We start from the raw sequence: 25,495 nt of genomic DNA, 5'->3' as shown, positions 1-25,495 counted from the left end.
CCTACTCCCTGATTATGTGACAGATAAAACGTTTTACCTTTAATTTATCTTATACCCGCTATTATCGTTGCGTAATGTGATTTATGCCTCACTAAAATTTGATAAAACGTTTTATCTTCTCGCGCAATTTATTGAATCCAGACTGTTCTCAACAAGGAGTCGTTTTATGACGGCGAAAGCAGCACCGAAAGTCACGCTGTGGGAATTCTTCCAGCAGTTAGGCAAAACCTTTATGTTACCCGTGGCGTTATTGTCGTTCTGCGGCATTATGCTCGGAATTGGCAGTTCCCTTAGCAGCCACGATGTCATCACCCTAATCCCGGCATTGGGTAACCCCGTGTTGCAGGCCATCTTTACCTGGATGAGTAAGGTTGGCTCGTTTGCTTTTAGCTTTCTGCCAGTGATGTTCTGTATTGCAATCCCACTCGGGCTGGCGCGTGAAAACAAAGGTGTTGCAGCATTCGCGGGTTTTGTCGGTTACGCGGTCATGAACCTTGCGGTTAACTTCTGGTTGACCAATAAAGGCATTCTACCAACCACCGATGCAGCCGTTCTGAAAGCCAATAATATCCAGAGTATTCTTGGGATCCAGTCGATCGACACCGGGATCCTCGGTGCAGTGATCGCCGGTATCATTGTCTGGATGCTGCATGAGCGTTTCCATAATATCCGCCTGCCAGATGCGCTGGCGTTCTTCGGCGGCACCCGCTTCGTGCCCATTATCTCCTCACTGGTGATGGGACTTGTCGGTCTGGTAATTCCGTTAGTCTGGCCGATATTTGCTATGGGCATTAGTGGATTAGGTCATATGATCAATAGCGCAGGCAATTTCGGACCGATGCTGTTTGGTACTGGCGAACGTCTGCTGTTGCCGTTTGGTCTGCATCACATTCTGGTGGCATTAATTCGCTTTACTGATGCGGGCGGCACGCAGGAAGTCTGCGGTCAAACCGTAAGCGGCGCGCTGACTATCTTCCAGGCGCAATTAAGCTGCCCGACCACACACGGTTTCTCTGAAAGCGCTACGCGTTTCCTCTCCCAGGGAAAAATGCCTGCCTTCCTCGGCGGCCTGCCTGGTGCGGCATTAGCCATGTATCACTGCGCACGCCCGGAAAATCGCCATAAAATTAAAGGCCTGCTGATTTCTGGCCTGATCGCCTGTGTCGTTGGCGGCACCACAGAACCGCTGGAGTTCCTGTTCCTGTTCGTTGCGCCAGTCCTGTATGTCATCCACGCACTGTTAACCGGCCTCGGCTTCACTGTCATGTCCGTTCTCGGTGTCACCATCGGTAATACCGACGGTAATATCATCGACTTTGTGGTATTCGGTATTTTGCATGGTCTGTCGACTAAGTGGTACATGGTGCCAGTGGTGGCGGCAATTTGGTTTATTGTTTACTACGTCATCTTCCGTTTCGCTATCACCCGCTTCAATCTGAAAACACCGGGGCGCGACAGTGAAATCGCCAGCTCAATCGAAAAAGCCGTTGTCGGTACGCCGGGTAAATCAGGTTACAACGTTCCGGCAATCCTCGAAGCCCTGGGTGGTGCCGACAATATTGTCAGCCTTGATAACTGTATTACTCGCCTGCGTTTGTCTGTGAAAGATATGTCGCTTGTGAATGTGCAGGCGCTGAAGGACAATCGGGCAATTGGCGTAGTTCAATTGAATCAACATAACCTGCAGGTTGTTATTGGGCCGCAAGTTCAATCGGTAAAAGATGAAATGGCCGGTTTGATGCGCACTGTTCAGGCATAAGGATAAAATATGTTCGATTTTTCAAAGGTCGTGGATCGTCATGGAACATGGTGTACACAATGGGACTATGTCGCTGACCGTTTCGGCTCTGCGGATCTGCTGCCGTTCACGATTTCAGACATGGATTTTGCCACCGCACCCTGCATTATCGAGGCGCTGAATCAGCGCCTGATGCACGGTGTGTTTGGCTACAGCCGCTGGAAAAACGATGAGTTTCTCGCGGCAATTGCCCACTGGTTTTCCACCCAACATAACACAGCCATTGATACGCAGTCGGTGGTTTATGGTCCTTCTGTTATCTATATGGTGTCGGAATTGATTCGCCAGTGGTCTGCCGTCGGTGAAGGCGTGATGATCCATACCCCCGCTTACGACGCATTTTACAAAGCCATTGAAGGTAATCAGCGCACCGTGATGCCCGTTGCTTTAGAGAAGCGGGAGGACGGTTGGTTTTGCAATATGGCAAAACTGGAAGCTGTACTGGCGAAACCAGAATGTAAAATTATGCTCCTGTGTAGCCCGCAGAACCCCACGGGTAAAGTCTGGACTTGCGATGAACTGGAGATAATGGCAGACCTTTGCGAACGCTATGGTGTACGCGTTATCTCCGATGAAATCCATATGGATATGGTATGGGATGAGCAACCACATATTCCCTGGAGCAACGTGGCGCGCGGAGACTGGGCGCTGCTGACTTCTGGTTCGAAAAGTTTCAATATTCCTGCCCTGACCGGAGCTTACGGTATCATTGAAAACAGCGAGAGCCGCGAGACGTATTTATCAGCACTGAAAGGTCGTGATGGGCTTTCCTCCCCTTCTGTACTGGCATTAACAGCACATATCGCCGCCTATCAGCAAGGCGCAGCGTGGCTGGATGCCTTACGTGTCTATCTGAAAGACAATCTGAGGTATATCGCCAATACAATGAACGCCGCGTTCCCGGAACTCAACTGGCAGCCCCCACAATCCACTTATCTTGCCTGGCTTGATTTACGGCCTCTGAACATTGATGACAATGCACTGCAAAAAGTCCTGATTGAGCAAGAAAAAGTGGCGATCATGCCGGGATATACCTACGGCGAAGAAGGCCGTGGCTTTGTTCGTCTCAATGCCGGATGCCCTCGTTCGAAACTGGAAAAAGGTGTCGCCGGATTAATTAACGCCATCCGCACTGTACGTTGATTGCGATTGCGCAACGCAAATAATCGTTGCGCAATCGTAGATTTTTACCCTGCTTTGTTTTTATAATGGTGCGCACTTTTATATCCAGAAAAAGAGTGCGACCATGATTGATACCACCCTGCCATTAACTGATATCCATCGCCACCTTGATGGCAACATTCGTCCCCAGACCATCCTTGAACTTGGCCGCCAGTATAATATTTCACTTCCTGCACAATCGCTGGAAACGCTGCTCCCCCACGTTCAGGTCATCGCCAACGAACCCGATCTGGTCAGCTTCCTGAGCAAACTTGACTGGGGCGTTAAAGTTCTCGCTTCTCTTGATGCCTGCCGTCGCGTGGCATTTGAAAATATTGAAGATGCCGCTCGAAACGGCCTGCACTATGTCGAACTACGTTTTTCGCCAGGCTACATGGCGATGACGCATCAGTTGCCTGTTGCGGGCGTGGTCGAAGCCGTCATTGATGGCGTGCGTGAAGGTTGCCGCACTTTTGGTGTGCAGGCGAATCTTATCGGCATTATGAGTCGAACCTTTGGCGAAGCCGCCTGCCAGCAAGAACTGGAGGCATTTTTAGCCCACCGTGACCAGATTACCGCGCTGGATTTAGCCGGTGATGAACTTGGTTTCCCGGGGAGTCTGTTCCTTTCTCACTTCAATCGCGCACGTGATGCGGGTTGGCATATTACTGTTCATGCAGGTGAAGCTGCTGGCTCGGAAAGCATCTGGCAGGCTATTCGTGAACTGGGGGCGGAACGTATTGGACATGGCGTAAAAGCCATTGAAGATCGGGCGCTGATGGATTTTCTTGCCGAACAGCAAATTGGTATTGAATCCTGTCTGACCTCAAATATTCAGACCAGTACCGTAGCCTCTCTGGTGGCACATCCACTGAAAACGTTCCTTGAGCATGGTATTTGCGCCAGCATTAACACTGATGATCCGGGGGTTCAGGGCGTAGATATCATTCACGAATATACCGTCGCCGCACCCGCTGCGGGTTTATCTCGCGAGCAAATTCGCCAGGCGCAGATTAACGGTCTGGAAATGGCGTTTTTGAGCGCCGATGAGAAACGTGCTCTGAGAGAAAAAGTGACTGCGAAGTAAGAACATGCCTGATAAGGCGCGTAAGCGTCGTATCAGGCATTTGAATTCATCGCCGGATGCAGTGTAGTCGCTTTATCCGGCTCCAAAAATCGATTATCACGCCAGGCACAGCGTCGCGCGATGTTTGGCGGATTCGATACCAAGTTCAATGAGTTCCATCACCTGAATCGCCTGACTTGCCGGCACCGGATTTTCTCCGTCACCATTCAACGCATCACGAATAGCAGCGTAGTAAGCCGGATAATTTCCCGGCACCGTCAGCAGTGTTTCTTCGACGCGTTCCTCACCTTCAACACGGGTAAGTACGCCGTCACGCATATCATAGCCCCAATCTTCCTGCGGCAAACGTTCGCCATTTTTCAGCCGCTCTTCCTGTGGATCGAGTCCATACTTAACGTAGCTGCCGCGAGAACCATGAACGATATAGCGTGCCGACTCTGCTGCCGCCAACATAGTGCCGTGTAAAATGACCCGCCGCTGTGGGTAGGACAAAATGGCGTGGAAATAATCTGTCGACTGCGCTCCCGGGCGTAACTGTGCTAAATCTACGGTCATGCTGACGGGTAAGCCAAACAGCGTAATAGCCTGATCGAGCAAATGCGGCGCTAAATCGTACCAGATACCGCTACCGGGGCCGCCCTGTTCACGCCAGCGATCGCGCACCTGTGGACGGAAGCGGTCGAAATGAGACTCAAAGTAAGCCACTTCCCCCAGCAAGCCTTCCGCGAGCAAACCTTTTAGCGTCAGGAAATCGCTATCCCAGCGACGGTTATGAAACACTGACAACACGCGCCCAAGACTCTTTGCCAGAGCATCCAGCTCCCGTGCTTGTGACAGTGTCACGGTGAAAGGCTTATCAACAACCACATGTTTACCCGCTTCCAGTGCCGCTTTTGCTAACGGAAAATGGGTATCGTTGGGCGTAGGAATGACAATCAGGTCAATATTAGGATCATTAAAGAGATGCTTCGGTTCAGAGACAACCGTAACTGTTGGCCAATCAGCCTTCACTTTTGTTTCGTCACTGCTGGAGATCACCGCCAGCTCCAGCCCGGGCGTGCCCGCAATCAGGGGAGCATGGAAGGTTTTGCTCGCATAACCGTACCCAATCAACCCAACACGGATGTTGTCGCTCATGTCATTGCCTCTCATTGAAGTATGATGCTATTTGACACTATCCTTTACCCTCTCTCAACAGTTTAATAACCTGCCTGCAATACGGGGGGTTATTTAACTTAAGTCAAAAAAAGAGCGAATTTTCTGAAGGCAAAAGATAAATATCGCAAAAACATCAGTAAAAATCTTGCTGGAGCAATTATTGCTAAGTAACATTTACGGCCTTAGTTAATGGATCAATCAACATAGATGTGGGCAGTAATGAATCGTCTTATTGAATTAACAGGTTGGATCGTTCTTATCGTTTCAGTCATTCTTCTTGGCGTGGCGAGTCACATTGACAACTACCAGCCGCCTGAACAGAGTACCCCGGTACAACACAAGTAATCTCTGCGTTTGCAGGGCAACATGCAGCCCGTCCGGGTGCATGTTTTGACTTGTCGGGTATTTAAACCAGGAATTTATTATTTTGCACGGTGTTGTTGACGATTGTCAGGGATAGTAAAGCGCGTTACTCTTTTATTAGCAGTATTTCATCCCAGAATTATTTGCCATCAGCACATTCTTATTATTGCTTTAACGTTCACCTATGGTGAGATTTTATCATTACATATAATGCCTACCACTTTGGTATTAGTTATTTAATGGATCTTTTATGACAGCTCAGGAATACTTATTAAAATTTCGTAAAATCAATTCACTCGAAAGCCTGGAAAAACTCTACGATCATCTTAATTACACCCTGACGGACGATCAGGATATTATAAATATGTATCGTGCAGCCGATCACCGCCGAGCAGAGCTGGTTTCTGGCGGGCGTTTGTTTGACCTCGGGCAGGTTCCGAAATCGGTCTGGCACTACGTTCAATAAAGAAAGTAGCGATCGGTTATAAAAGCTTTATAATGACGCCCCTAAAATTAGATTTGCCCGTTTGCTGTCGCTATTCTGGAGAACTTATGACCACCACAACGCCACAACGTATTGGAGGCTGGTTGCTTGGCCCGTTAGCCTGGCTGTTAGTTGCCTTACTGAGTACGACGCTGGCGCTGTTGCTGTACTCCGCAGCGTTATCTTCTCCTCAAACATTTAAAACGCTCAGCGAACAATCCCTGACAACGCAAATCTCATGGGGCGTTTCGTTTATTACCGCCATCGCTATGTGGTATTACACACTGTGGTTAACCATCGCTTTCTTTAAACGTCGGCGTTGTGTTCCTAAACATTATATTATCTGGCTACTGATTTCCGTATTACTGGCAGTTAAAGCCTTCGCGTTTTCTCCGGTTGAAGATGGTGTAGCCGTTCGCCAGTTGCTGTTTACTTTGTTGGCAACTGCATTGATCGTCCCCTATTTCAAACGCTCGTCGCGGGTGAAAGCGACGTTTGTGAATCCGTAATAACCTTACAGTTAACCTGTTGTCGCCTGCTCTGGATTAACGGATAATAGGCGGCTTTTTTATTTCAGGCCGAAAAATGACTGACTACCTGTTACTGTTTGTCGGAACTGTACTGGTCAATAACTTTGTACTGGTCAAGTTTCTGGGGCTCTGTCCGTTTATGGGGGTTTCCAAAAAGCTGGAAACCGCGATGGGCATGGGGCTGGCAACAACATTTGTGATGACGCTGGCGTCTATTTGCGCCTGGCTTATCGACACGTGGATTTTAATCCCACTCAATCTGATTTATCTGCGCACCCTGGCGTTTATTCTGGTGATTGCCGTAGTCGTGCAGTTCACCGAGATGGTGGTGCGTAAAACCAGCCCGGTACTTTATCGGCTACTCGGGATTTTTCTGCCGCTTATCACCACCAACTGTGCGGTGCTCGGCGTAGCGTTGCTGAATATCAACCTCGGGCACAATTTCTTGCAGTCGGCGCTGTACGGTTTTTCTGCTGCTGTCGGCTTCTCGCTGGTGATGGTGCTTTTTGCCGCCATTCGCGAACGTCTTGCTGTGGCCGATGTTCCGGCCCCTTTTCGTGGTAATGCCATTGCGCTGATTACTGCGGGTCTTATGTCTCTGGCCTTTATGGGCTTTAGTGGTTTGGTAAAGTTGTAATGAATGCTATCTGGATTGCTGTTGCCGCCGTGAGCCTGCTGGGCCTGGTGTTTGGCGCCATTCTGGGTTATGCCTCCCGCCGTTTTGCGGTGGAAGACGATCCGGTCGTTGAGAAAATTGACGAAATTTTACCGCAAAGCCAGTGTGGTCAGTGCGGTTATCCAGGCTGTCGTCCGTATGCGGAAGCCATCAGTTGTAATGGCGAAAAAATCAACCGCTGCGCACCTGGTGGCGAAGCTGTGATGTTGAAAATTGCCGAGTTGCTTAATGTCGAGCCACAGCCGCTGGATGGCGAAGCGCAAGAGTTGACGCCTGCGCGCATGGTGGCAGTTATTGATGAAAATAACTGTATTGGCTGCACTAAGTGCATTCAGGCGTGTCCGGTAGACGCCATTGTTGGCGCTACCCGCGCAATGCATACAGTGATGAGCGATCTGTGCACGGGCTGCAATCTTTGCGTTGACCCATGCCCTACACACTGCATCTCCTTACAACCGGTCGCAGAAACGCCTGACTCCTGGAAATGGGATCTGAACACCATTCCCGTGCGCATCATTCCCGTGGAACACCATGTTTAAGTTATTTTCTGCTTTCAAAAAAAATAAAATCTGGGACTTCAACGGCGGTATTCATCCACCGGAAATGAAAACCCAGTCCAACGGTACGCCTCTACGCCAGGTGCCACTGGCGCAGCGATTTGTCATTCCGCTGAAGCAACATATTGGCGCTGAAGGTGAGCTGTGTGTTAGCGTCGGGGATAAAGTGCTGCGCGGTCAGCCACTCACTCGCGGTCGCGGCAAAATGCTGCCGGTTCACGCACCAACCTCCGGCACCGTTACAGCTATTGCCCCCCACTCTACGGCTCATCCTTCAGCATTAGCTGAGTTAAGCGTGATTATTGATGCTGATGGTGAAGACTGCTGGATCCCACGTGACGGCTGGAGCGATTACCGCTCACGTAGCCGGGAAGAGTTAATTGAACGTATTCATCAGTTTGGCGTCGCCGGGCTGGGGGGGGCGGGCTTCCCTACGGGTGTTAAATTGCAGGGTGGCGGCGATAAAATCGAAACCTTGATTATCAATGCTGCCGAGTGCGAACCATATATTACCGCCGATGACCGTCTGATGCAGGATTGCGCCGCTCAGGTGGTGGAAGGCATTCGCATTCTTGCGCATATCCTACAACCGCGCGAAATTCTTATCGGTATTGAAGATAACAAACCACAGGCGATTTCCATGCTGCGCGCAGTGCTGGCAGACTCCCGCGATATCGCTCTACGGGTTATTCCAACTAAATATCCTTCCGGCGGTGCCAAACAGTTAACGTACATCCTGACCGGGAAGCAGGTGCCACACGGCGGCCGTTCATCAGATATCGGTGTGTTAATGCAAAACGTCGGCACCGCTTACGCGGTGAAACGCGCAGTTATCGATGGCGAGCCCATTACCGAGCGCGTGGTGACGCTGACTGGTGAAGCCATTGCACGTCCGGGCAACGTCTGGGCGCGACTGGGTACACCTGTGCGTCATTTATTGGATGATGCCGGATTCCGTCCTTCTGCTGATCAAATGGTGATTATGGGCGGCCCGCTAATGGGCTTTACATTGCCGTGGCTGGATGTGCCGGTCGTCAAAATCACTAACTGCCTGCTGGCGCCGTCGGCCAGTGAACTCGGTGAACCGCAGGAAGAACAAAGCTGCATCCGCTGTAGCGCCTGTGCTGACGCCTGCCCTGCCGATCTTCTGCCGCAACAGTTGTACTGGTTCAGCAAAGGTCAGCAGCACGATAAAGCCACCGCGCACAACATTGCCGACTGTATTGAATGTGGGGCCTGCGCCTGGGTTTGCCCGAGCAACATTCCACTGGTGCAATATTTCCGTCAGGAAAAAGCAGAAATTGCCGCCATTCGTCAGGAAGAGAAACGCGCCGCAGAAGCAAAAGCGCGTTTTGAAGCCCGTCAGGCACGTCTGGAGCGCGAAAAAGCCGCGCGTCTTGAACGACATAAGAGCGCGGCGGTACAACCTGCAGCCAAAGACAAAGACGCGATTGCTGCCGCACTGGCACGTGTGAAAGAGAAGCAGGCCCAGGCCACGCAGCCTATTGTGATCAAAGCTGGCGAACGTCCGGATAACAGCGCAATTATTGCAGCACGGGAAGCGCGTAAAGCGCAAGCCAGAGCGAAGCAGGCAGAATTACAACAGATCAACGACGCAACAACCGTTGCTGATCCGCGCAAGGCTGCCGTCGAGGCCGCTATTGCCCGCGCCAAAGCGCGTAAACTGGAACAGCAGCAGGCTAACGCCGAGCCGGAAGAACAGGTTGATCCGCGTAAAGCTGCCGTCGAGGCCGCTATTGCTCGTGCCAAAGCGCGTAAACTGGAACAGCAGCAGGCTAACGCCGAGCCGGAAGAACAGGTTGATCCGCGCAAAGCTGCCGTCGAGGCCGCTATTGCTCGTGCCAAAGCACGAAAACTGGAACAGCAGCAGACTAACGCCGAGCCGGAAGAACAGGTTGATCCGCGCAAGGCTGCCGTCGAGGCCGCTATTGCCCGCGCCAAAGCGCGTAAACTGGAACAACAGCAGGCTAACGCCGAGTCAGAAGAACAGGTTGATCCGCGCAAAGCGGCAGTTGCCGCGGCTATTGCCCGCGTTCAGGCAAAAAAAGCCGCCCAGCAAAAGGTTGTAAACGAGGACTAAATGGTATTCAGAATAGCTAGCTCCCCATATACCCATAACCAGCGCCAGACATCGCGCATTATGCTGCTGGTACTGCTCGCAGCCGTGCCTGGAATCGCGGCACAACTGTGGTTTTTTGGCTGGGGCACTCTCGTTCAGATCCTGCTGGCATCGGTCAGTGCATTGTTAGCCGAAGCGCTTGTGCTTAAGCTGCGCAAGCAGTCAGTAGCCGCAACGTTAAAAGATAACTCAGCATTACTAACAGGCTTATTGTTGGCGGTAAGTATTCCACCTCTCGCGCCGTGGTGGATGGTCGTGCTGGGTACGGTGTTTGCGGTGATCATCGCTAAACAGTTGTATGGCGGTCTGGGGCAAAACCCATTCAACCCGGCAATGATTGGTTATGTAGTATTACTGATCTCCTTCCCGGTACAGATGACCAGTTGGTTGCCGCCGCATGAGATTGCGGTCAACATCCCTGGATTTATCGACGCTGTGCAGGTTATCTTCAGCGGCCATACCGTCAGCGGCGGTGATATGAACACGCTACGCTTAGGCATTGATGGTATCAGCCAGGCGACGCCGCTGGATACGTTCAAAACCTCTGTCCGCGCCGGTCATTCGGTTGAGCAAATTATGCAGTATCCGATCTACAGCGGTATTCTGGCAGGCGCTGGCTGGCAATGGGTAAACCTCGCCTGGCTGGTTGGCGGCGTGTGGTTGCTATGGCAGAAAGCGATTCGCTGGCATATTCCCGTCAGCTTCTTAGTGACGCTGGCGCTATGCGCAACGCTGGGCTGGTTGTTCTCACCGGAGACGCTGGCATCACCGCAAATTCATCTGCTGTCTGGCGCGACCATGCTTGGCGCATTCTTTATTCTGACCGATCCGGTGACCGCTTCTACGACTAATCGTGGTCGTCTGATTTTTGGCGCACTGGCGGGCTTATTAGTCTGGTTGATCCGCAGTTTCGGCGGCTATCCTGACGGCGTGGCTTTTGCTGTCCTGCTGGCGAACATCACGGTTCCTCTGATCGATTACTATACGCGTCCGCGCGTTTACGGCCATCGCAAAGGATAAACCATGCTGAAAACTATCCGAAAACACGGTATTACGCTGGCACTGTTTGCCGCCGGTTCAACAGGTTTAACGGCGGCCATCAACCAGATGACCAAAACGACGATTGCTGAACAGGCCAGCCTGCAACAAAAGACGTTATTTGATCAGGTGTTGCCAGCCGAACGCTATAACAATGAGCTGGCACAAAGTTGCTATTTAGTGAATGCGCCTGAGCTGGGTAAAGGTGAACATCGGGTTTACATCGCTAAACAGGATGGCCAGCCGGTAGCTGCCGTTCTGGAAGCGACTGCGCCGGATGGCTATTCAGGCGCGATTCAGCTACTGGTCGGAGCCGATTTTAACGGCACTGTACTTGGCACACGCGTGACAGAACATCACGAAACGCCAGGGCTTGGCGATAAAATCGAACTGCGCCTCTCTGACTGGATCACTCATTTTGCGGGTAAAAAAATCAGCACCGCAAATGACGCTCACTGGGCGGTAAAGAAAGATGGCGGTGATTTCGACCAGTTCACCGGCGCGACCATTACGCCTCGCGCGGTGGTGAATGCGGTAAAACGCGCCGGGTTGTACGCCCAAACGTTACCAGAACAACTTTCTCAACTTCCTGCCTGTGGAGAATAGACCGTGAGCGAAATTAAAGACGTTATTGTTCAGGGGTTATGGAAGAACAACTCCGCACTGGTTCAGTTGCTCGGTCTCTGCCCGCTGCTGGCAGTCACGTCAACTGCCACCAACGCACTGGGTTTAGGGCTTGCGACTACGCTGGTGTTGACTCTCACCAACCTGACTATCTCGACGCTGCGTCACTGGACGCCAGCCGAGATCCGTATCCCTATTTACGTGATGATCATCGCCTCGGTGGTCAGTGCCGTACAAATGCTGATCAACGCCTACGCCTTTGGTCTGTATCAATCGTTAGGAATTTTTATTCCGCTGATTGTCACTAACTGTATCGTTGTTGGTCGCGCTGAAGCCTTCGCTGCAAAAAAAGGTCCGGCGCTTTCGGCGCTGGACGGATTTTCGATTGGCATGGGTGCAACCTGCGCAATGTTCGTGCTGGGTTCACTGCGCGAAATTATCGGCAACGGAACGTTATTTGACGGTGCCGATGCGCTGTTGGGTAACTGGGCAAAAGTATTGCGCGTGGAGATCTTCCACACTGATTCCCCTTTCCTGCTCGCAATGTTACCACCAGGGGCATTTATTGGCCTGGGACTGATGCTGGCAGGAAAATACCTGATTGATGAAAAAATGAAAAAGCGCCGCACTGAAGCAGCCGCTGAACGCGAGTTGCAAAACGGTGAAACAGGGAATGTCTGATGAACAAAGCAAAACGACTGGAGATCCTCACCCGCCTGCGTGAGAACAATCCTCATCCCACAACCGAGCTTAATTTCAGTTCGCCTTTTGAATTGCTGATTGCTGTACTACTTTCTGCCCAGGCCACTGATGTCAGCGTTAATAAAGCAACAGCGAAGCTCTACCCGGTAGCCAATACGCCTGCCGCGATGCTCGAACTGGGTGTTGAAGGCGTGAAAACGTATATCAAAACCATTGGGTTATATAACAGCAAAGCGGAAAATATCATCAAGACCTGCCGTATCTTACTGGAGCAGCATAATGGCGAAGTTCCGGAAGATCGCGCTGCGCTGGAAGCATTGCCCGGCGTTGGACGCAAAACAGCTAACGTGGTGTTGAATACCGCTTTCGGCTGGCCGACCATTGCTGTAGATACCCACATTTTCCGTGTCTGCAACCGCACCCAATTTGCTCCCGGGAAAAACGTCGAACAAGTTGAGGAAAAACTGCTAAAAGTAGTTCCTGCAGAATTTAAAGTCGACTGCCATCACTGGTTAATCCTTCACGGGCGTTATACCTGCATTGCCCGCAAACCGCGCTGTGGCTCCTGCATTATTGAAGATCTTTGTGAATACAAAGAGAAAGTTGACATCTGACACAAACAGGTACTGCCGTTTCTTCATCCATTACCGCTACTCATCCTCTTCAAAAACAACTTTCTAACGTTAATGATGCCGCCTCGCTGCGGCATCATTAGGCAATCCGTTTGTGAATAACCAAAAATGCAGGTTAATTGTTTTTTTAATAGCGAAATTTTCTATTCATTTGTGATCGAAATCACACTGATACACAAATGTAAAAATAATGCACCTCAAAAGTTAAATTTGACAAAGCATTGATTCAATCCGACCTGAAACCTACAAAACATTACACTGGCTATTTTTCAGATAATGGACTATCCCACTACATGAAACACCTTATAGCAGAACATATCGCCAAAGAGGAATTATTACCCGGCTCCAGTAGTGAAAAAATCTGCCGTTACGTTTTTTGAAAAATTTAACGCTGGATAACATTTCCCAAAACCGATGAATTCTCCAGGCCAGTTATATGTAACAGATTATTACAAAGGACTTGTCTGAAAGTGCAAGATAGTGAACATTACCTGCCGTTTCCCCTCCCACTATAACAATTGCGCGTATGTTTTTTAGACATCACGCGAGAATGCACCCCCGTTAATATGGGATGTAAAAAAAGAGGTAAAAGTGTCCACTGCAAACCAAAAACCAACAGAAAGCGTTAGTTTGAACGCTTTCAAACAACCGAAGGCGTTCTATCTCATCTTCTCGATTGAGTTATGGGAACGTTTTGGTTATTACGGCCTACAAGGAATTATGGCTGTCTACCTGGTTAAACAACTGGGTATGTCTGAAGCGGATTCAATCACACTTTTCTCTTCCTTTAGTGCCCTGGTTTATGGTCTGGTCGCTATCGGCGGCTGGTTAGGTGACAAGGTACTGGGTACTAAACGCGTCATTATGCTTGGCGCTATCGTGCTGGCGATTGGCTATGCGCTGGTTGCGTGGTCTGGTCACGACGCAGGTATCGTCTATATGGGTATGGCGGCAATTGCTGTCGGTAACGGCCTGTTTAAAGCCAACCCGTCTTCGCTGCTCTCGACTTGCTATGAGAAAAACGACCCGCGTCTGGACGGTGCATTTACCATGTACTACATGTCCGTCAACATCGGTTCTTTCTTCTCTATGATTGCAACCCCGTGGCTGGCGGTTAAATACGGCTGGAGCGTCGCGTTTGCGCTTAGCGTAGTCGGTCTGTTGATCACCATTGTTAACTTTGCCTTCTGCCAGCGCTGGGTTAAACAGTACGGTTCGAAACCTGACTTTGAACCAGTCAACTACCGTAACCTGCTGCTGACCATTATTGGCGTTGTGGCACTGATCGCGGTTGCAACCTGGCTGCTGCACAACCAGGAAGTTGCACGTATGGCGCTGGGCGTTGTTGCCTTCGGTATCGTTGTTATCTTCGGTAAAGAAGCGTTCGCCATGAAAGGTGCTGCGCGTCGTAAAATGATCGTTGCCTTCATTCTGATGCTTGAAGCAATCATCTTCTTCGTGCTGTACAGCCAGATGCCGACGTCGCTGAACTTCTTTGCGATTCGTAACGTTGAACACTCCATTCTGGGGATGGCGGTTGAACCTGAACAGTATCAGGCGCTGAACCCATTCTGGATCATCATTGGTAGCCCGATTCTGGCCGCTATCTATAACAAGATGGGCGACACTCTGCCGATGCCGACCAAATTTGCAATCGGTATGGTGATGTGTTCCGGCGCATTCCTGATCCTGCCAGTGGGCGCGAAATTCGCTTCTGACGCCGGTATCGTTTCTGTAGGCTGGCTGGTAGCAAGCTATGGCCTGCAGAGTATCGGTGAACTGATGATCTCCGGTCTGGGTCTGGCAATGGTTGCTCAGCTCGTTCCTCAGCGTCTGATGGGCTTCATTATGGGTAGCTGGTTCCTGACCACTGCCGGTGCAAACCTGATTGGTGGTTATGTTGCGGGCATGATGGCTGTTCCGGATAACGTAACCGATCCGCTGATGTCGCTGGATGTGTATGGCCGCGTGTTCTTGCAGATTGGTGTCGCCACTGCCGTTATCGCAGTGCTGATGCTGCTGACCGCACCGAAACTGCATCGCATGACTCAGGACGATGCTGCAGACAAAGCAGCGAAAGCTGCCGTAGCATAAATTTCAGGGAAACTCTTTTACAAGCCGCTAACTTTTCGTTAGCGGCTTTTTTTTTATTCAACAACGCACTACCATTCTTTAAACCACAGCCAAAAGGAGTTACCGATGAAACTGTTCTATAAACCGGGCGCCTGCTCTCTTGCTTCCCATATCACCCTGCGTGAGAGCGGAAAGGATTTTACGCTCGTCAGTGTGGATTTGATGAAAAAACGCCTCGAAAATGGTGATGATTACTTTGCCATTAACCCTAAGGGACAGGTTCCTGCGTTACTGCTCGATGATGCCACGCTACTGACAGAAGGCGTGGCGATTATGCAATACCTTGCCGATAGCGTACCCGACCGTCAATTACTGGCTCCGGTAAATAGTATTTCGCGCTATAAAACCATCGAATGGCTGAACTATATTGCCACCGAACTACATAAAGGCTTTACCCCGCTGTTTCACCCGGCTACACCAGAAGAGTTCAAACCGATTGCGCGCGCACAACTGGAGAAAAAACTGCAGTATGTTAACGACGCGCTGAAAGATGAGCACTGGATCTGTGGGCAACGTTTTACTATTGCTGATGCCTACCTGTTTACGGTTCTGCGCTGGGCATACGCGGTGAAACTGAATCTGGAGGGTTTAGAGCACATTGCGGCATTTATGCAACGTATGGCTGAACGTCCGGCGGTGAAAGCTGCGTTGACGGCGGAAGGATTGCAGTAATAGTCATCGGCCCACAGGAAACTGTGGGCCGAAAAGAGGTATTTCAGAGTTTCGTTGCGCTGAAATAATGTTCCGGTTTGGCTATACGATCTTGTGCTGCAACCACCTGCAGCTCATATTCCTGCATTGCTTTGGTGGTCACCATAATTTCGTATACTGCGGCAGTCACATGTTCCAGCGCCTGTTGCAACGTTGCGCCCTGCAACAGTTTCACCAACAGTAAACCGCTCGTCACATCACCAACACCGACCGGCTGACGCATACCAAAATCTACCAGCGGACGGCTGATATGCCAGGCTTCATCGGCAGTAACCAGCAGCATTTCAAAACGATCGCGGCTGTAACCCGCACGCGCCAGGTGTTTAACCAACACAATTTGTGGCCCTTGCGTAATGAGTTCGCGCGCAGCTTTAACGGCTTCTTCGACGGTATGTACCGGATGCTCACAGAGGATTTCCAGCTCCACCAGATTCGGCGCGATGATATCGCTGGCAGGCAGACCGTGACGCACATGAAACTCCGCCACACCCGGCGCGACGATGCAACCTTTTTCAGGATGCCCCATTACCGGATCGCAAAAATATTTCGCCTGTGGATTCGCCGCTTTCACCTGACGGACAATACCGAGGATATGTTCCCCCTGTTCCGCCGACCCCAGATAACCACTGAGTACAGCATCACAGGTATGTAATTTATCGATGGCGGCAATGCCCTGAACAATTTCGGTTAAATGGCTGGGCGGCATTACGCAGCCAGTCCATTTGCCGTATTGGGTGTGATTAGAAAATTGAACGGTATTCAACGGCCAGACATTCGCGCCCAGGCGGCGCATCGGAAACTCTGCCGCACTGTTACCCGCATGACCATAGACAACGTGAGACTGGATAGCGAGAATATTTTTCATCGTGTTCCCTGTATAAAAACCAGGGGAGTGATTTCTCACTCCCCTTTTCCACTTAGTGCATTATTTCCAGCAAATCAGACAGTAATTCTTTTTGCCACGACGCAGTAAGGTATAACGACCAAACAGACGATCTTCTTCTTTAAAGAAGTATTCAGGATCGGACTGTTTTTCACCGTTAATGGTGATGGCATTGGACGCGATAGTTTTACGCGCCTGACCACGGGACGGTTGAAGCTCAGAATCGACCAGTGCCTGCATCAGATCAGCGCCTTTTTCCATCTCAACCATCGGTACGCCGTCCTGCGCTAGCTGTTCGAAGTCCGCTTCACTAAGCGCACTCAAAGAACCGCTGAACAGGCATTCGGTAATACGTTTCGCGGCTTGCAAACCCTCTTCACCGTGAACCAGACGCGTCACCTGCTCCGCCAGTACATACTGGGCGCGTGGTGCTTTACCACTGTTCTTATCTTCCTCTTCGAGGGCATTGATCTCTTCAATGCTCATGAAGGTGAAGAACTTCAGGAAGCGGTAAACGTCGGCATCAGCGGTATTGATCCAGAACTGGTAGAACTTGTACGGACTGGTTTTCTTCGGGTCCAGCCATACGGCTCCGCCTTCAGTTTTACCAAACTTAGTGCCGTCAGCCTTGGTGATCAAAGGAACGGTCAGGCCAAACACCTGATTCTGATGCAGACGGCGAGTCAGATCGATACCAGAGGTGATGTTCCCCCACTGGTCAGAACCGCCAATCTGCAACGTCACACCATACTGTTTATTCAGGCAGGCGAAGTCATAGCCCTGCAACAGGTTATAAGAAAACTCGGTGAACGAAATACCTTGATCTTCACGGTTGAGACGCTGCTTAACCGCTTCTTTGTTGATCATCTGGTTAACGGAGAAGTGCTTACCGATATCGCGCAGGAAGGTCAGCACGTTCATATTGCCGAACCAGTCATAGTTGTTCGCGGCGATAGCAGAATTTTCTCCACAGTCGAAATCGAGGAACGGGGCAACCTGCTTGCGGATTTTGTCCACCCACTCCTGAACAGTTTCTTCGGTGTTCAGCTTACGCTCGGCAGCTTTGAAGCTCGGGTCGCCAATCAGACCCGTCGCGCCGCCTACCAGCGCAACCGGCTTGTGGCCCGCTTGCTGGAAGCGTTTCAGGCATAACAATGGAACAAGATGCCCCAAATGCAAGCTGTCAGCGGTAGGATCGAAGCCGCAATAGAGCGCGATCGGGCCTTGCGCCAGTCGCTCTGCTAACGCTTCTTCGTCCGTCACCTGGGCCACCAGCCCCCGCTCTTGCAATTGTTTAATCAAGTTACTGCTTGCCATCAAAATCTCCATGTATATAACGACTGCACCTTTGCCGGTACACGACTTTTCGCCAGATGCGAAAGAGACATAGAATAAAGTGCCGGAATCAGGAGTGCCAGCGATTAAAGCAAGATTTTTGCATCTTTTCAGGGTGCGAGACGATCGATTTTCCACGCCTCATTTTCACGCTGGTACAAAAAGCGGTCATGCAGACGATGCTCACCACCCTGCCAGAACTCAACCTGCTCAAGACTGACGCGGAAACCGCCCCAGAAACTCGGTAAAGGGACTTCACCCTGCTGAAACTTCTGCTTCAGCTCAAGGAATTTACTCTCAAGGATCCCGCGCGCGGAAATACGGCTGGACTGCTTCGATACCCACGCGCCAATCTGGCTGTCACGGGGACGGCTATGAAAATATTTCATCACTTCGAGAGTCGAAAGACGTTCCGCTTTACCGATAACCATCACCTGGCGCTCAAGAGTATGCCAGGGGAAAAGCAGGCTAACGCGCGGATTTTGTTCGATTTGATGCGCTTTGCGACTACCAAGGTTAGTGTAAAACACCATACCTTTTTCGTCGTAATGTTTGAGTAAAACGATGCGCTGATAAGGCTGACCATGTTCATCAACGGTCGCGACGACCATCGCAGTAGGATCAGCCAACTTAGCTTCACACGCCTGGGAGAGCCAGCGTTCGAAAAGGGTTAATGGATCGGCGGGAAGATCGCGGCGGCGTAAACCGCCTTTGGTGTATTCACGCCGCAGATGCGCGATTTGCTGCAATTCGTCGTTATCAGACATGGTTTTCTTTACGGATTGTCAGTGGGTGACGCTATTGTGCGCCGCCCCTGGAAAAATCTCAACGCTGTGGATTTTGTAACTGACAGTTATTCAAGACAATGCGGTCACGCTTATAGACCGTCGCCTCATTGCCTTTCGACCAGAAAACGTAGATACCGTCGGTATAACGCGCGCCTGATGCTGAAATGCCCTGTTTAAGGTGCAGTAATTGATTGTCGTAGACAAAACTGACTTCCTGACGTGGATTATTCAGTTTTACCGTCAACGGTTTTTCATCACACTGGTATTCCAGCGTATCGGTTTGCATGCGCTCAACCAGTTGATTGAACGCGCTACAGCCGGTGAGAAGCACCGGTAAACAGATCAGTAACAGTTTTTTCATAAACATATCCCGAAGACTTTCCTGGTCCGGAGAGCAAAACGCTCTCCTCAACATCCAAGTGTAACGGCAGAAGCAGTAGGAAAAATTCAGTTAACTCTGATATCGCGGGTTTGCGGGAAAAATTGCGCCCAATACCGTCGCCTCGCTTGCGCCAGTGACCGAGGGCAGATTGCCTGGCAGCCCCGCCAGCGTCCGCCAGGCAAGCCAGGCGAAGGCCAATGCTTCCATGTCATCACCGCTAATGCCGACAGCATCAGTGGTGGTCACTTCCGTTCCTGGCAGCAAGGCAGCAAGTCGCGTCATCACTAATGGATTACGGCTTCCGCCACCACATACCATCAAACGATCACAACCACCACTCAATAACACCTGTTCAGAAATGGTCACTGCTGTCAGTTCCACCAGCGTCGCCTGGACATCGCGCGCATCAACGCCCGGGAATTGACGCAGGTGACGCTCCAGCCAACCGTAGTTAAAGTATTCACGCCCGGTGCTTTTTGGCGCAGGCTGGGAAAAATACGCATCACTAAGCATATTTTGCAGCAGAGGGAGAATGACCTTGCCCGCGCGTGCCCACTCAGCGTCTTTATCGTAAGGTTTACCCGCCTGACGCCAGATCCACGCATCCATCAGCATGTTACCCGGTCCGGTATCGTAGCCACCCACCGGTTGCCCAGGAATGAGCAGTGACAAATTGGCAATACCACCAATGTTGAGCACCATACGCCGCTCAGTAGGATGAGCCAGCAATGCATGATGAAACGCTGGCACCAGCGGTGCGCCCTGTCCACCCAGGGCGATATCGCGACGGCGAAAATCCCCGACGACAGTAATTCCAGTGCGCGCCACAATTTGGTTGTTATCCCCAATCTGTAGAGTATGCGGCGCGACGCCCGTGGGTTCGTGCCATACAGTCTGACCGTGACAACCAATAGCAACGATATCTTTCGGCTGCAAATTTTCTTCTTTGAGCAATGCGTTAACGGCATCGGCAAACAGGCGACCAAGTTGAGTATCCAGTTGACCAAACTGCGAAAGTGTAAGCTGCTGTCCCTGGCAAATATCCAGCACCGCTTGTTTAAGTGATGGAGGGATCGGCCAACTCAAACTTGCCAACTGCGCCACCCTGTGTTCATCGATTGTCGCCAGCACAACATCGACACCATCCAGACTAGTGCCTGACATTACGCCAATAAAGCGGCCTGATTTCATAGTTCATCCTTTTTCAACCTGACGTTTGCGCTCCACTCAAACACAAACCTCTCGCGAATTCCATGCATGAGTGCCGATTTTTACCGTTGGTAGGAAAACATTATATTTATATCAATAACTACTATGAATGTTTTGTTTATACTTGGTTAACCGTATTCTAATTATGATTCCATCATGTTTTAGTGGAACATGTAATCATAGTTATACCAATGCCATTTACTTTGGCCATGAGGGATGCTTGTGAGGCGTTTCATGGTAATCAGGAGATTTTTCAATGATTAAGCGCGTACTGGTTGTATCAATGGTCGGTCTGTCTCTTGTCGGTTGTGTCAACAACGATACCCTTTCTGGTGATGTCTATACCGCCTCTGAAGCGAAGCAAGTGCAGAATGTCAGCTATGGCACAATCGTTAATGTACGACAGGTACAAATTCAGGGTGGTGATGATTCCAACGTTATCGGCGCAATCGGCGGTGCGGTTCTCGGTGGCTTCCTTGGAAATACCGTTGGCGGCGGAACCGGGCGTTCTCTGGCTACCGCGGCAGGTGCTATCGCAGGCGGTGTAGCCGGTCAGGGCGTGCAGAGCGCAATAAACAAAACCCAGGGTGTGGAGTTGGAAATTCGTAAAGATGATGGCAACACCATCATGGTGGTACAGAAACAGGGCAATACCCACTTCTCTCCGGGACAACGTGTCATTCTGGCCAGCAACGGCAGCCAGGTGACTGTTTCCCCGCGCTAAACACGTTAACGTGTGGTCAGGTAACTGGCCACACGCCTCCTTCATTTCACCCTTTGGCCTGTAACTCTATGATGTTATGCTCAATTTTTACAATGAGCTTAATCAATTGTTCCAGCTCCTCTGCGGAAATCCCATGCAAAATTTCCGCCCGGGTTTTGTTAATCACAGCTTCCATTTCGCTAATCAGCGGCTCCGCCTTTTCCGTCAGTTTAATGCGTTTGGCCCGACGATCACTGGCACAAGTTTGACGCGAAATTAACCCTTTTTCTTCCAGTTGGTCCAACGTACGAACCAGTGAAGGCTGCTCAATGCCGATCGCTTTTGCCAGTTGAATTTGCGACTGGTCTGGAGGTAACTGATGGATATTGTGCAACGTTACCCAATGGGTTTGCGTTAACTCCAGCGGTTTCAGGCGATGGTCTATCAGAGCACGCCATATGCGCACCAACCGTGCCAGATCAGAACCTAGTGGCGATTCCAATTTCATCTCCTTATAATTAGCTTGCTAAGATATTATACAGCTTTTAGAATAGTGTGCAGCAATTGTATTGCTAAAACAAATGTATTGCTGCATTTGCTTACCATCAGACATGCTTTTCAGAAATAGCGAGTAACTTTCTCGCACATAAAGAATATTTATTAATCTAAAGCAATATATTCAGCCGTAAAGGAATCTATTTTGTGAAGTTTATGCATAGTGCAACAGGATTACCCTTACAAGATCTGGTGTTCGGTGCATCCATCTACTTTCCTCCGTTTTTCAAAGCGTTCGCGCTTGGATTTGTCATCTGGCTCGTTATACACCGCCTGCTTCGCGACAAAATCTACGCCGGAGACATCTGGCATCCCTTGTTAATGGATTTGTCGCTGTTTGCGATTTGCGTTTGCTTTGCCCTGGCAATACTGATTGCGTGGTAACTATGTCAATTAAAACCATTAAATATTTCTCAACAATTATTGTAGCGGTTTTTGCAGTTCTTGCCGGATGGTGGCTATGGAACTACTACATGCAGTCCCCCTGGACACGCGACGGAAAAATACGCGCAGAACAGGTTTCTATCACGCCACAGGTGTCTGGACGTATTGTTGAGCTGAATATAAAAGACAACCAGTTGGTTAACGCGGGTGATATTCTGTTCTCTATCGATAAAACGCCCTTTCAGATTGCTGTGCTTAATGCCCAGGCTCAGTTGGCAAAAGCGCAATCTGACCTCGCCAAAGCCAATAATGAAGCTAACCGTCGCCGCCATCTCTCACAAAACTTTATCTCTGCCGAAGAGCTGGATACCGCTAACCTCAATGTTAAAGCGATGCAGGCAAGTGTCGATGCCGCACAAGCAACGCTGAAACAGGCACAATGGCAACTGGCGCAAACGGAAATTCGCGCCCCGGTGAGTGGATGGGTCACTAATCTCACCACCCGCATCGGTGACTACGCCGACACCGGAAAACCACTGTTTGCTCTGGTGGACAGCCACTCGTTTTACGCCATTGGTTATTTTGAAGAAACCAAATTGCGCCATATCCGGGGCGGTGCGCCAGCACAAATTACACTCTACAGCGACAATAAAACGTTACAGGGTCACGTTTCCAGTATTGGTCGGGCGATTTATGATCAGAGTGTGGAAAATGATTCCAGCCTGATTCCCGACGTTAAACCTAACGTTCCCTGGGTTCGTCTCGCCCAACGTGTTCCTGTTCGTTTTGCTCTCGATAACGTCCCCGGCGATGTCACGCTGGTATCCGGCACCACCTGTAGTATCGCTGTAGGCCCGTAATGAACGTACCGCCATGGTCGCTGCACAATTTCCCCTGGTTCAGAGCCACGCTGGCGCAATGGCGTTATGCGTTACGCAACACCATTGCCATGTGTCTGGCGCTGACGGTTGCCTATTATTTAAATCTTGATGAACCTTACTGGGCAATGACCTCGGCGGCGGTGGTCAGCTTCCCCACCGTTGGCGGTGTCATCAGCAAAAGCATGGGACGTATTGCTGGCAGTTTGCTCGGAGCTATCGCGGCACTGATTCTTGCCGGACATACTCTCAACGAGCCGTGGTTTTTTCTGTTGAGCATGTCTGCGTGGCTTGGCTTTTGTACCTGGGCCTGCGCGCATTTCACGAATAACGTGGCCTATGCATTTCAACTGGCGGGCTATACTGCGGCCATTATCGCCTTTCCGATGGTCAATATTACTGAAGCCAGCCAGCTATGGGATATCGCTCAGGCACGTGTTTGTGAAGTGATTGTCGGTATTCTTTGCGGCGGCATGATGATGATGATCCTGCCGAGCAGTTCTGATGCCACCGCTCTTTTAACCGCACTGAAAAACATGCATGCTCGTTTACTGGAGCATGCCAGTTTGCTTTGGCAGCCCGAAACGACCGATGCCATTCGCACAGCACATGAATCGGTAATTGGGCAAATACTGACCATGAATTTGCTGCGTATTCAGGCGTTCTGGAGCCACTATCGTTTCCGCCAGCAAAATGCACGCCTGAATGCGCTACTCCACCAGCAATTACGTATGACCAGCGTCATCTCCAGCCTGCGACGTATGTTGCTCAACTGGCCCTCACCGCCCGGTGCCACACGGGAAATTATCGAACAGTTACTGACGGTGCTCGCCAACTCGCAAACAAATTTTTACACCGTTGCGCGCATTATTGCCCCGCTACGCCCAACCAACTTAGCCGACTACCGGCACGTCGCCTTCTGGCACCGATTACGTTATTTTTGCCACCTTTATCTGCAAAGTAGTCAGGAATTGCATCGCCTGGAAAGCAGCTCAGATGATCATACCAGGCTCCCTCGCGCATCTGGTCTGGCACGTCATACCGATAATGCCGAAGCTATGTGGAGCGGACTGCGTACATTTTGTACATTGATGATGATTGGCGCATGGAGTATTGCCTCGCAATGGGATGCTGGTGCCAATGCATTAACGCTGGCAGCAATTAGTTGCGTACTTTACTCCGCAGTCGCGGCACCGTTTAAGTCGTTGTCGCTACTGATGCGCACGCTGGTATTACTTTCGCTATTCAGTTTTGTGGTTAAGTTTGGCCTGATGGTTCAGATTAGCGATCTGTGGCAATTTTTGCTGTTTCTCTTCCCGCTACTGGCGACAATGCAGCTTCTCAAGTTGCAGATGCCAAAACTGGCCGCGCTGTGGGGACAACTGATTGTATTTATGGGGTCGTTTATCGCTGTCACTAATCCTCCGGTGTATGATTTTGCTGATTTTCTTAACGATAACCTGGCAAAAATCGTTGGCGTGGCGCTGGCATGGTTAGCATTCGCCATTTTGCGACCGGGGTCCGATGCCCGCAAAAGCCGCCGTCATATTCGCGCACTGCGACGGGATTTTGTCGATCAACTTAGCCGTCACCCAACCCTGAGTGAAAGCGAATTTGAATCGCTCACTTATCATCACGTCAGCCAGTTGAGTAACAGCCAGGACGCGCTGGCTCGCCGTTGGTTATTACGCTGGGGCGTGGTGCTGCTGAACTGTTCACATGTTGTCTGGCAATTGCGCGACTGGGAATCACGTTCCGATCCTTTATCGCAGGTGCGAGATAACTGTATTTCATTGTTGCGAGGAGTGATGAGCGAGCGTGGCGTTCAGCAAAAATCACTGGCGGCCACACTTGAAGAGTTACAGCGAATCTGCGACAGCCTTGCCCGCCATCATCAACCCGCTGCCCGTGAGCTGGCGGCGATTGTCTGGCGACTGTACTGCTCGCTTTCGCAACTTGAGCAGGCACCACCACAGGGTACGCTAGCCTCTTAATTAATAACACCACAGGCATAGCGTTCACCGCCGCCGCCCAGCGGTTTTGGTTGATCGGACATATTATCGCCGCCAACGTGGATCATCAGCGCCTTGTCTTTAACTTCGTCGAGTGATTTCAGACGAGGCGCAATGACGGCATCGGTTGCTTTACCGTCATTGTTGACCACCAGCGCAGGCAGATCGCCTAAATGCCCTGCACCTTCTGGCCCTTCATGTTTACCGGTATTTTTGGGATCAAGATGTCCGCCTGCAGATTGCGCCGCAGTAGCTTTGCCATCTTTCGTTGCTGGCTGGCAGCTTCCTTTGGCATGAACATGGAAGCCATGCTCACCGGGCGGTAATGCTTTCAGATCGGGCGAAAATTCCAGACCTTTATCGGTTTCAGTAATCGTTATGCTGCCAATTGACTGCCCAATCCCCTGTGATGTGACGAGGTTCATCTCGACTTTTTCACTGGCGGCTTGCGCGCCGGTCGCAACAACCAGCGTCAGAATAGCCAGACTAAAACGTTTCATAAGACCTCCGCTCAATGTGCATACCTGAATAAGTGTAAACCAGTGACACATATTTGAACGGAGGCGATTCCG

General features: G+C 50.6%; 27 protein-coding genes. 19 read left to right on the top strand and 8 right to left on the bottom strand.

The features are described 5' to 3' along the window. Window positions 1-166: 166 nt before the first annotated feature. The 3 genes from malX to add all read left to right on the top strand — a co-directional run bounded on the left by malX (window position 167) and on the right by add (window position 4,046). Window positions 167-1,759, top strand: coding sequence for a PTS maltose transporter subunit IICB (malX, locus tag C7B16_RS01295; protein ID WP_107179272.1), 1,593 nt, complete (start codon window positions 167-169; stop codon window positions 1,757-1,759). A gap of 9 nt (window positions 1,760-1,768) precedes the next feature. Beyond that, window positions 1,769-2,941 carry a MalY/PatB family protein gene (locus C7B16_RS01290; protein WP_001516339.1) on the top strand — a complete coding sequence of 391 codons (1,173 nt, stop codon included), beginning with the start codon at window positions 1,769-1,771 and terminating at the stop codon, window positions 2,939-2,941. Between the two features lie 103 nt (window positions 2,942-3,044). Beyond that, window positions 3,045-4,046: an adenosine deaminase gene (add, locus tag C7B16_RS01285; RefSeq protein WP_107179271.1), complete on the top strand. Its 1,002-nt coding sequence runs from the start codon at window positions 3,045-3,047 to the stop codon at window positions 4,044-4,046. 96 nt (window positions 4,047-4,142) lie between these two features. Here the strand turns inward: add and C7B16_RS01280 are convergent, their stop codons facing one another. Beyond that, entirely contained in the window at window positions 4,143-5,183 is a 1,041-nt protein-coding gene (locus tag C7B16_RS01280) for an oxidoreductase (RefSeq protein ID WP_001282501.1), read from the bottom strand. A gap of 240 nt (window positions 5,184-5,423) precedes the next feature. Here C7B16_RS01280 and blr point away from each other — a divergent pair, with 240 nt between their 5' ends. The 12 genes from blr to gstA all read left to right on the top strand — a co-directional run bounded on the left by blr (window position 5,424) and on the right by gstA (window position 15,755). Further along, window positions 5,424-5,549 (top strand): division septum protein Blr, encoded by a 126-nt coding sequence (gene blr / locus C7B16_RS01275; protein WP_032141301.1) that lies wholly within the window; start codon window positions 5,424-5,426, stop codon window positions 5,547-5,549. Between the two features lie 268 nt (window positions 5,550-5,817). Beyond that, window positions 5,818-6,033: a transcription modulator YdgT gene (gene ydgT / locus C7B16_RS01265; RefSeq protein ID WP_000126621.1), complete on the top strand. Its 216-nt coding sequence runs from the start codon at window positions 5,818-5,820 to the stop codon at window positions 6,031-6,033. Window positions 6,034-6,119: 86 nt separating this feature from the next. Then, window positions 6,120-6,560: a DUF2569 domain-containing protein gene (locus tag C7B16_RS01260; protein WP_001516338.1), complete on the top strand. Its 441-nt coding sequence runs from the start codon at window positions 6,120-6,122 to the stop codon at window positions 6,558-6,560. A gap of 76 nt (window positions 6,561-6,636) precedes the next feature. Then, window positions 6,637-7,218, top strand: coding sequence for an electron transport complex subunit RsxA (gene rsxA / locus C7B16_RS01255; protein ID WP_000133193.1), 582 nt, complete (start codon window positions 6,637-6,639; stop codon window positions 7,216-7,218). Then, window positions 7,218-7,796 carry an electron transport complex subunit RsxB gene (gene rsxB, locus C7B16_RS01250; protein WP_000991825.1) on the top strand — a complete coding sequence of 193 codons (579 nt, stop codon included), beginning with the start codon at window positions 7,218-7,220 and terminating at the stop codon, window positions 7,794-7,796. The genes rsxA and rsxB overlap by 1 nt, the downstream gene beginning before the upstream one ends. Then, window positions 7,789-9,915, top strand: a complete 2,127-nt coding sequence (gene rsxC, locus C7B16_RS01245; protein WP_107179270.1) for an electron transport complex subunit RsxC — start codon at window positions 7,789-7,791, stop codon at window positions 9,913-9,915. Before rsxB ends, rsxC begins: the two co-directional genes overlap by 8 nt. Then, window positions 9,916-10,974, top strand: a complete 1,059-nt coding sequence (gene rsxD / locus C7B16_RS01240; RefSeq protein ID WP_001516335.1) for an electron transport complex subunit RsxD — start codon at window positions 9,916-9,918, stop codon at window positions 10,972-10,974. It begins immediately after the preceding gene. A gap of 3 nt (window positions 10,975-10,977) precedes the next feature. Beyond that, window positions 10,978-11,598, top strand: a complete 621-nt coding sequence (gene rsxG, locus C7B16_RS01235; protein ID WP_000920812.1) for an electron transport complex subunit RsxG — start codon at window positions 10,978-10,980, stop codon at window positions 11,596-11,598. A gap of 3 nt (window positions 11,599-11,601) precedes the next feature. Further along, window positions 11,602-12,297 (top strand): electron transport complex subunit RsxE, encoded by a 696-nt coding sequence (rsxE, locus tag C7B16_RS01230; RefSeq protein WP_001289639.1) that lies wholly within the window; start codon window positions 11,602-11,604, stop codon window positions 12,295-12,297. After that, window positions 12,297-12,932, top strand: coding sequence for an endonuclease III (gene nth / locus C7B16_RS01225; protein ID WP_001030339.1), 636 nt, complete (start codon window positions 12,297-12,299; stop codon window positions 12,930-12,932). The genes rsxE and nth overlap by 1 nt, the downstream gene beginning before the upstream one ends. Before the next feature lie 609 nt (window positions 12,933-13,541). After that, window positions 13,542-15,044 (top strand): dipeptide/tripeptide permease DtpA, encoded by a 1,503-nt coding sequence (gene dtpA, locus C7B16_RS01215; RefSeq protein ID WP_000100948.1) that lies wholly within the window; start codon window positions 13,542-13,544, stop codon window positions 15,042-15,044. 105 nt (window positions 15,045-15,149) lie between these two features. Then, the gene (gstA, locus tag C7B16_RS01210; protein WP_000765734.1) at window positions 15,150-15,755 is read left to right on the top strand and encodes a glutathione transferase GstA; all 606 of its coding nucleotides are present in this window, start codon (window positions 15,150-15,152) and stop codon (window positions 15,753-15,755) included. A gap of 43 nt (window positions 15,756-15,798) precedes the next feature. Here gstA and pdxY read toward each other — a convergent pair whose 3' ends face one another. The 5 genes from pdxY to anmK all read right to left on the bottom strand — a co-directional run bounded on the left by pdxY (window position 15,799) and on the right by anmK (window position 20,373). Next, a complete protein-coding gene (pdxY, locus tag C7B16_RS01205; protein WP_000789755.1) occupies window positions 15,799-16,659 on the bottom strand; it encodes a pyridoxal kinase PdxY in 861 nt (286 codons plus the stop codon). A gap of 60 nt (window positions 16,660-16,719) precedes the next feature. Further along, on the bottom strand, window positions 16,720-17,994 hold the full coding sequence (tyrS, locus tag C7B16_RS01200; protein WP_001516333.1) for a tyrosine--tRNA ligase: 1,275 nt from the start codon (window positions 17,992-17,994) through the stop codon (window positions 16,720-16,722). A gap of 128 nt (window positions 17,995-18,122) precedes the next feature. After that, entirely contained in the window at window positions 18,123-18,779 is a 657-nt protein-coding gene (gene pdxH, locus C7B16_RS01195) for a pyridoxamine 5'-phosphate oxidase (RefSeq protein WP_001516332.1), read from the bottom strand. Between the two features lie 58 nt (window positions 18,780-18,837). Then, entirely contained in the window at window positions 18,838-19,167 is a 330-nt protein-coding gene (mliC, locus tag C7B16_RS01190) for a C-type lysozyme inhibitor (RefSeq protein ID WP_000480882.1), read from the bottom strand. An 84-nt stretch (window positions 19,168-19,251) separates the two neighbouring features. Beyond that, window positions 19,252-20,373 carry an anhydro-N-acetylmuramic acid kinase gene (gene anmK, locus C7B16_RS01185; protein WP_000835033.1) on the bottom strand — a complete coding sequence of 374 codons (1,122 nt, stop codon included), beginning with the start codon at window positions 20,371-20,373 and terminating at the stop codon, window positions 19,252-19,254. Window positions 20,374-20,647: 274 nt separating this feature from the next. On the opposite strand from anmK, the gene slyB reads away from it, so the two are divergent. Continuing rightward, a complete protein-coding gene (gene slyB / locus C7B16_RS01180) occupies window positions 20,648-21,115 on the top strand; it encodes an outer membrane lipoprotein SlyB (protein WP_000597202.1) in 468 nt (155 codons plus the stop codon). A gap of 46 nt (window positions 21,116-21,161) precedes the next feature. Here slyB and slyA read toward each other — a convergent pair whose 3' ends face one another. Continuing rightward, complete coding sequence (gene slyA / locus C7B16_RS01175; protein ID WP_001516330.1) at window positions 21,162-21,596, bottom strand: transcriptional regulator SlyA; 435 nt, start codon at window positions 21,594-21,596, stop codon at window positions 21,162-21,164. Window positions 21,597-21,796: 200 nt separating this feature from the next. On the opposite strand from slyA, the gene C7B16_RS01170 reads away from it, so the two are divergent. Genes C7B16_RS01170 through C7B16_RS01160 form a run of 3 tightly spaced genes read left to right on the top strand, consistent with a single transcriptional unit; the run spans window position 21,797 to window position 24,905 of the window. Further along, window positions 21,797-22,033 (top strand): DUF1656 domain-containing protein, encoded by a 237-nt coding sequence (locus C7B16_RS01170; protein WP_000670973.1) that lies wholly within the window; start codon window positions 21,797-21,799, stop codon window positions 22,031-22,033. Between the two features lie 2 nt (window positions 22,034-22,035). Beyond that, a complete protein-coding gene (locus C7B16_RS01165) occupies window positions 22,036-22,893 on the top strand; it encodes an HlyD family secretion protein (RefSeq protein WP_000023825.1) in 858 nt (285 codons plus the stop codon). After that, the gene (locus C7B16_RS01160; protein WP_001516329.1) at window positions 22,893-24,905 is read left to right on the top strand and encodes an FUSC family protein; all 2,013 of its coding nucleotides are present in this window, start codon (window positions 22,893-22,895) and stop codon (window positions 24,903-24,905) included. Before C7B16_RS01165 ends, C7B16_RS01160 begins: the two co-directional genes overlap by 1 nt. Here C7B16_RS01160 and sodC read toward each other — a convergent pair. Then, window positions 24,902-25,423, bottom strand: coding sequence for a superoxide dismutase [Cu-Zn] SodC (sodC, locus tag C7B16_RS01155; protein WP_000819798.1), 522 nt, complete (start codon window positions 25,421-25,423; stop codon window positions 24,902-24,904). The genes C7B16_RS01160 and sodC overlap by 4 nt on opposite strands. Window positions 25,424-25,495: the final 72 nt, after the last annotated feature.

Origin of the sequence: Escherichia sp. 20412-1, assembly GCF_003027595.1 — a bacterium.
Lineage (GTDB): Bacteria > Pseudomonadota > Gammaproteobacteria > Enterobacterales > Enterobacteriaceae > Escherichia > Escherichia marmotae.
The sequence above is the reverse complement of the archived record's forward strand: the minus strand, read 5'-3'. Positions and strand labels throughout refer to the sequence as shown.

Bases quoted from the DNA above. Each gene is read 5' to 3' on its own strand.
- malX (WP_107179272.1), top strand. From the start codon at position 167: ATGACGGCGAAAGCAGCACCGAAAGTCACGCTGTGGGAATTCTTCCAG.
- C7B16_RS01290 (WP_001516339.1), top strand. From the start codon at position 1,769: ATGTTCGATTTTTCAAAGGTCGTGGATCGTCATGGAACATGGTGTACA.
- add (WP_107179271.1), top strand. From the start codon at position 3,045: ATGATTGATACCACCCTGCCATTAACTGATATCCATCGCCACCTTGAT.
- C7B16_RS01280 (WP_001282501.1), bottom strand. From the start codon at position 5,183: ATGAGCGACAACATCCGTGTTGGGTTGATTGGGTACGGTTATGCGAGC.
- blr (WP_032141301.1), top strand. From the start codon at position 5,424: ATGAATCGTCTTATTGAATTAACAGGTTGGATCGTTCTTATCGTTTCA.
- ydgT (WP_000126621.1), top strand. From the start codon at position 5,818: ATGACAGCTCAGGAATACTTATTAAAATTTCGTAAAATCAATTCACTC.
- C7B16_RS01260 (WP_001516338.1), top strand. From the start codon at position 6,120: ATGACCACCACAACGCCACAACGTATTGGAGGCTGGTTGCTTGGCCCG.
- rsxA (WP_000133193.1), top strand. From the start codon at position 6,637: ATGACTGACTACCTGTTACTGTTTGTCGGAACTGTACTGGTCAATAAC.
- rsxB (WP_000991825.1), top strand. From the start codon at position 7,218: ATGAATGCTATCTGGATTGCTGTTGCCGCCGTGAGCCTGCTGGGCCTG.
- rsxC (WP_107179270.1), top strand. From the start codon at position 7,789: ATGTTTAAGTTATTTTCTGCTTTCAAAAAAAATAAAATCTGGGACTTC.
- rsxD (WP_001516335.1), top strand. From the start codon at position 9,916: ATGGTATTCAGAATAGCTAGCTCCCCATATACCCATAACCAGCGCCAG.
- rsxG (WP_000920812.1), top strand. From the start codon at position 10,978: ATGCTGAAAACTATCCGAAAACACGGTATTACGCTGGCACTGTTTGCC.
- nth (WP_001030339.1), top strand. From the start codon at position 12,297: ATGAACAAAGCAAAACGACTGGAGATCCTCACCCGCCTGCGTGAGAAC.
- gstA (WP_000765734.1), top strand. From the start codon at position 15,150: ATGAAACTGTTCTATAAACCGGGCGCCTGCTCTCTTGCTTCCCATATC.
- pdxY (WP_000789755.1), bottom strand. From the start codon at position 16,659: ATGAAAAATATTCTCGCTATCCAGTCTCACGTTGTCTATGGTCATGCG.
- tyrS (WP_001516333.1), bottom strand. From the start codon at position 17,994: ATGGCAAGCAGTAACTTGATTAAACAATTGCAAGAGCGGGGGCTGGTG.
- pdxH (WP_001516332.1), bottom strand. From the start codon at position 18,779: ATGTCTGATAACGACGAATTGCAGCAAATCGCGCATCTGCGGCGTGAA.
- mliC (WP_000480882.1), bottom strand. From the start codon at position 19,167: ATGTTTATGAAAAAACTGTTACTGATCTGTTTACCGGTGCTTCTCACC.
- anmK (WP_000835033.1), bottom strand. From the start codon at position 20,373: ATGAAATCAGGCCGCTTTATTGGCGTAATGTCAGGCACTAGTCTGGAT.
- slyB (WP_000597202.1), top strand. From the start codon at position 20,648: ATGATTAAGCGCGTACTGGTTGTATCAATGGTCGGTCTGTCTCTTGTC.
- C7B16_RS01165 (WP_000023825.1), top strand. From the start codon at position 22,036: ATGTCAATTAAAACCATTAAATATTTCTCAACAATTATTGTAGCGGTT.
- C7B16_RS01160 (WP_001516329.1), top strand. From the start codon at position 22,893: ATGAACGTACCGCCATGGTCGCTGCACAATTTCCCCTGGTTCAGAGCC.
- sodC (WP_000819798.1), bottom strand. From the start codon at position 25,423: ATGAAACGTTTTAGTCTGGCTATTCTGACGCTGGTTGTTGCGACCGGC.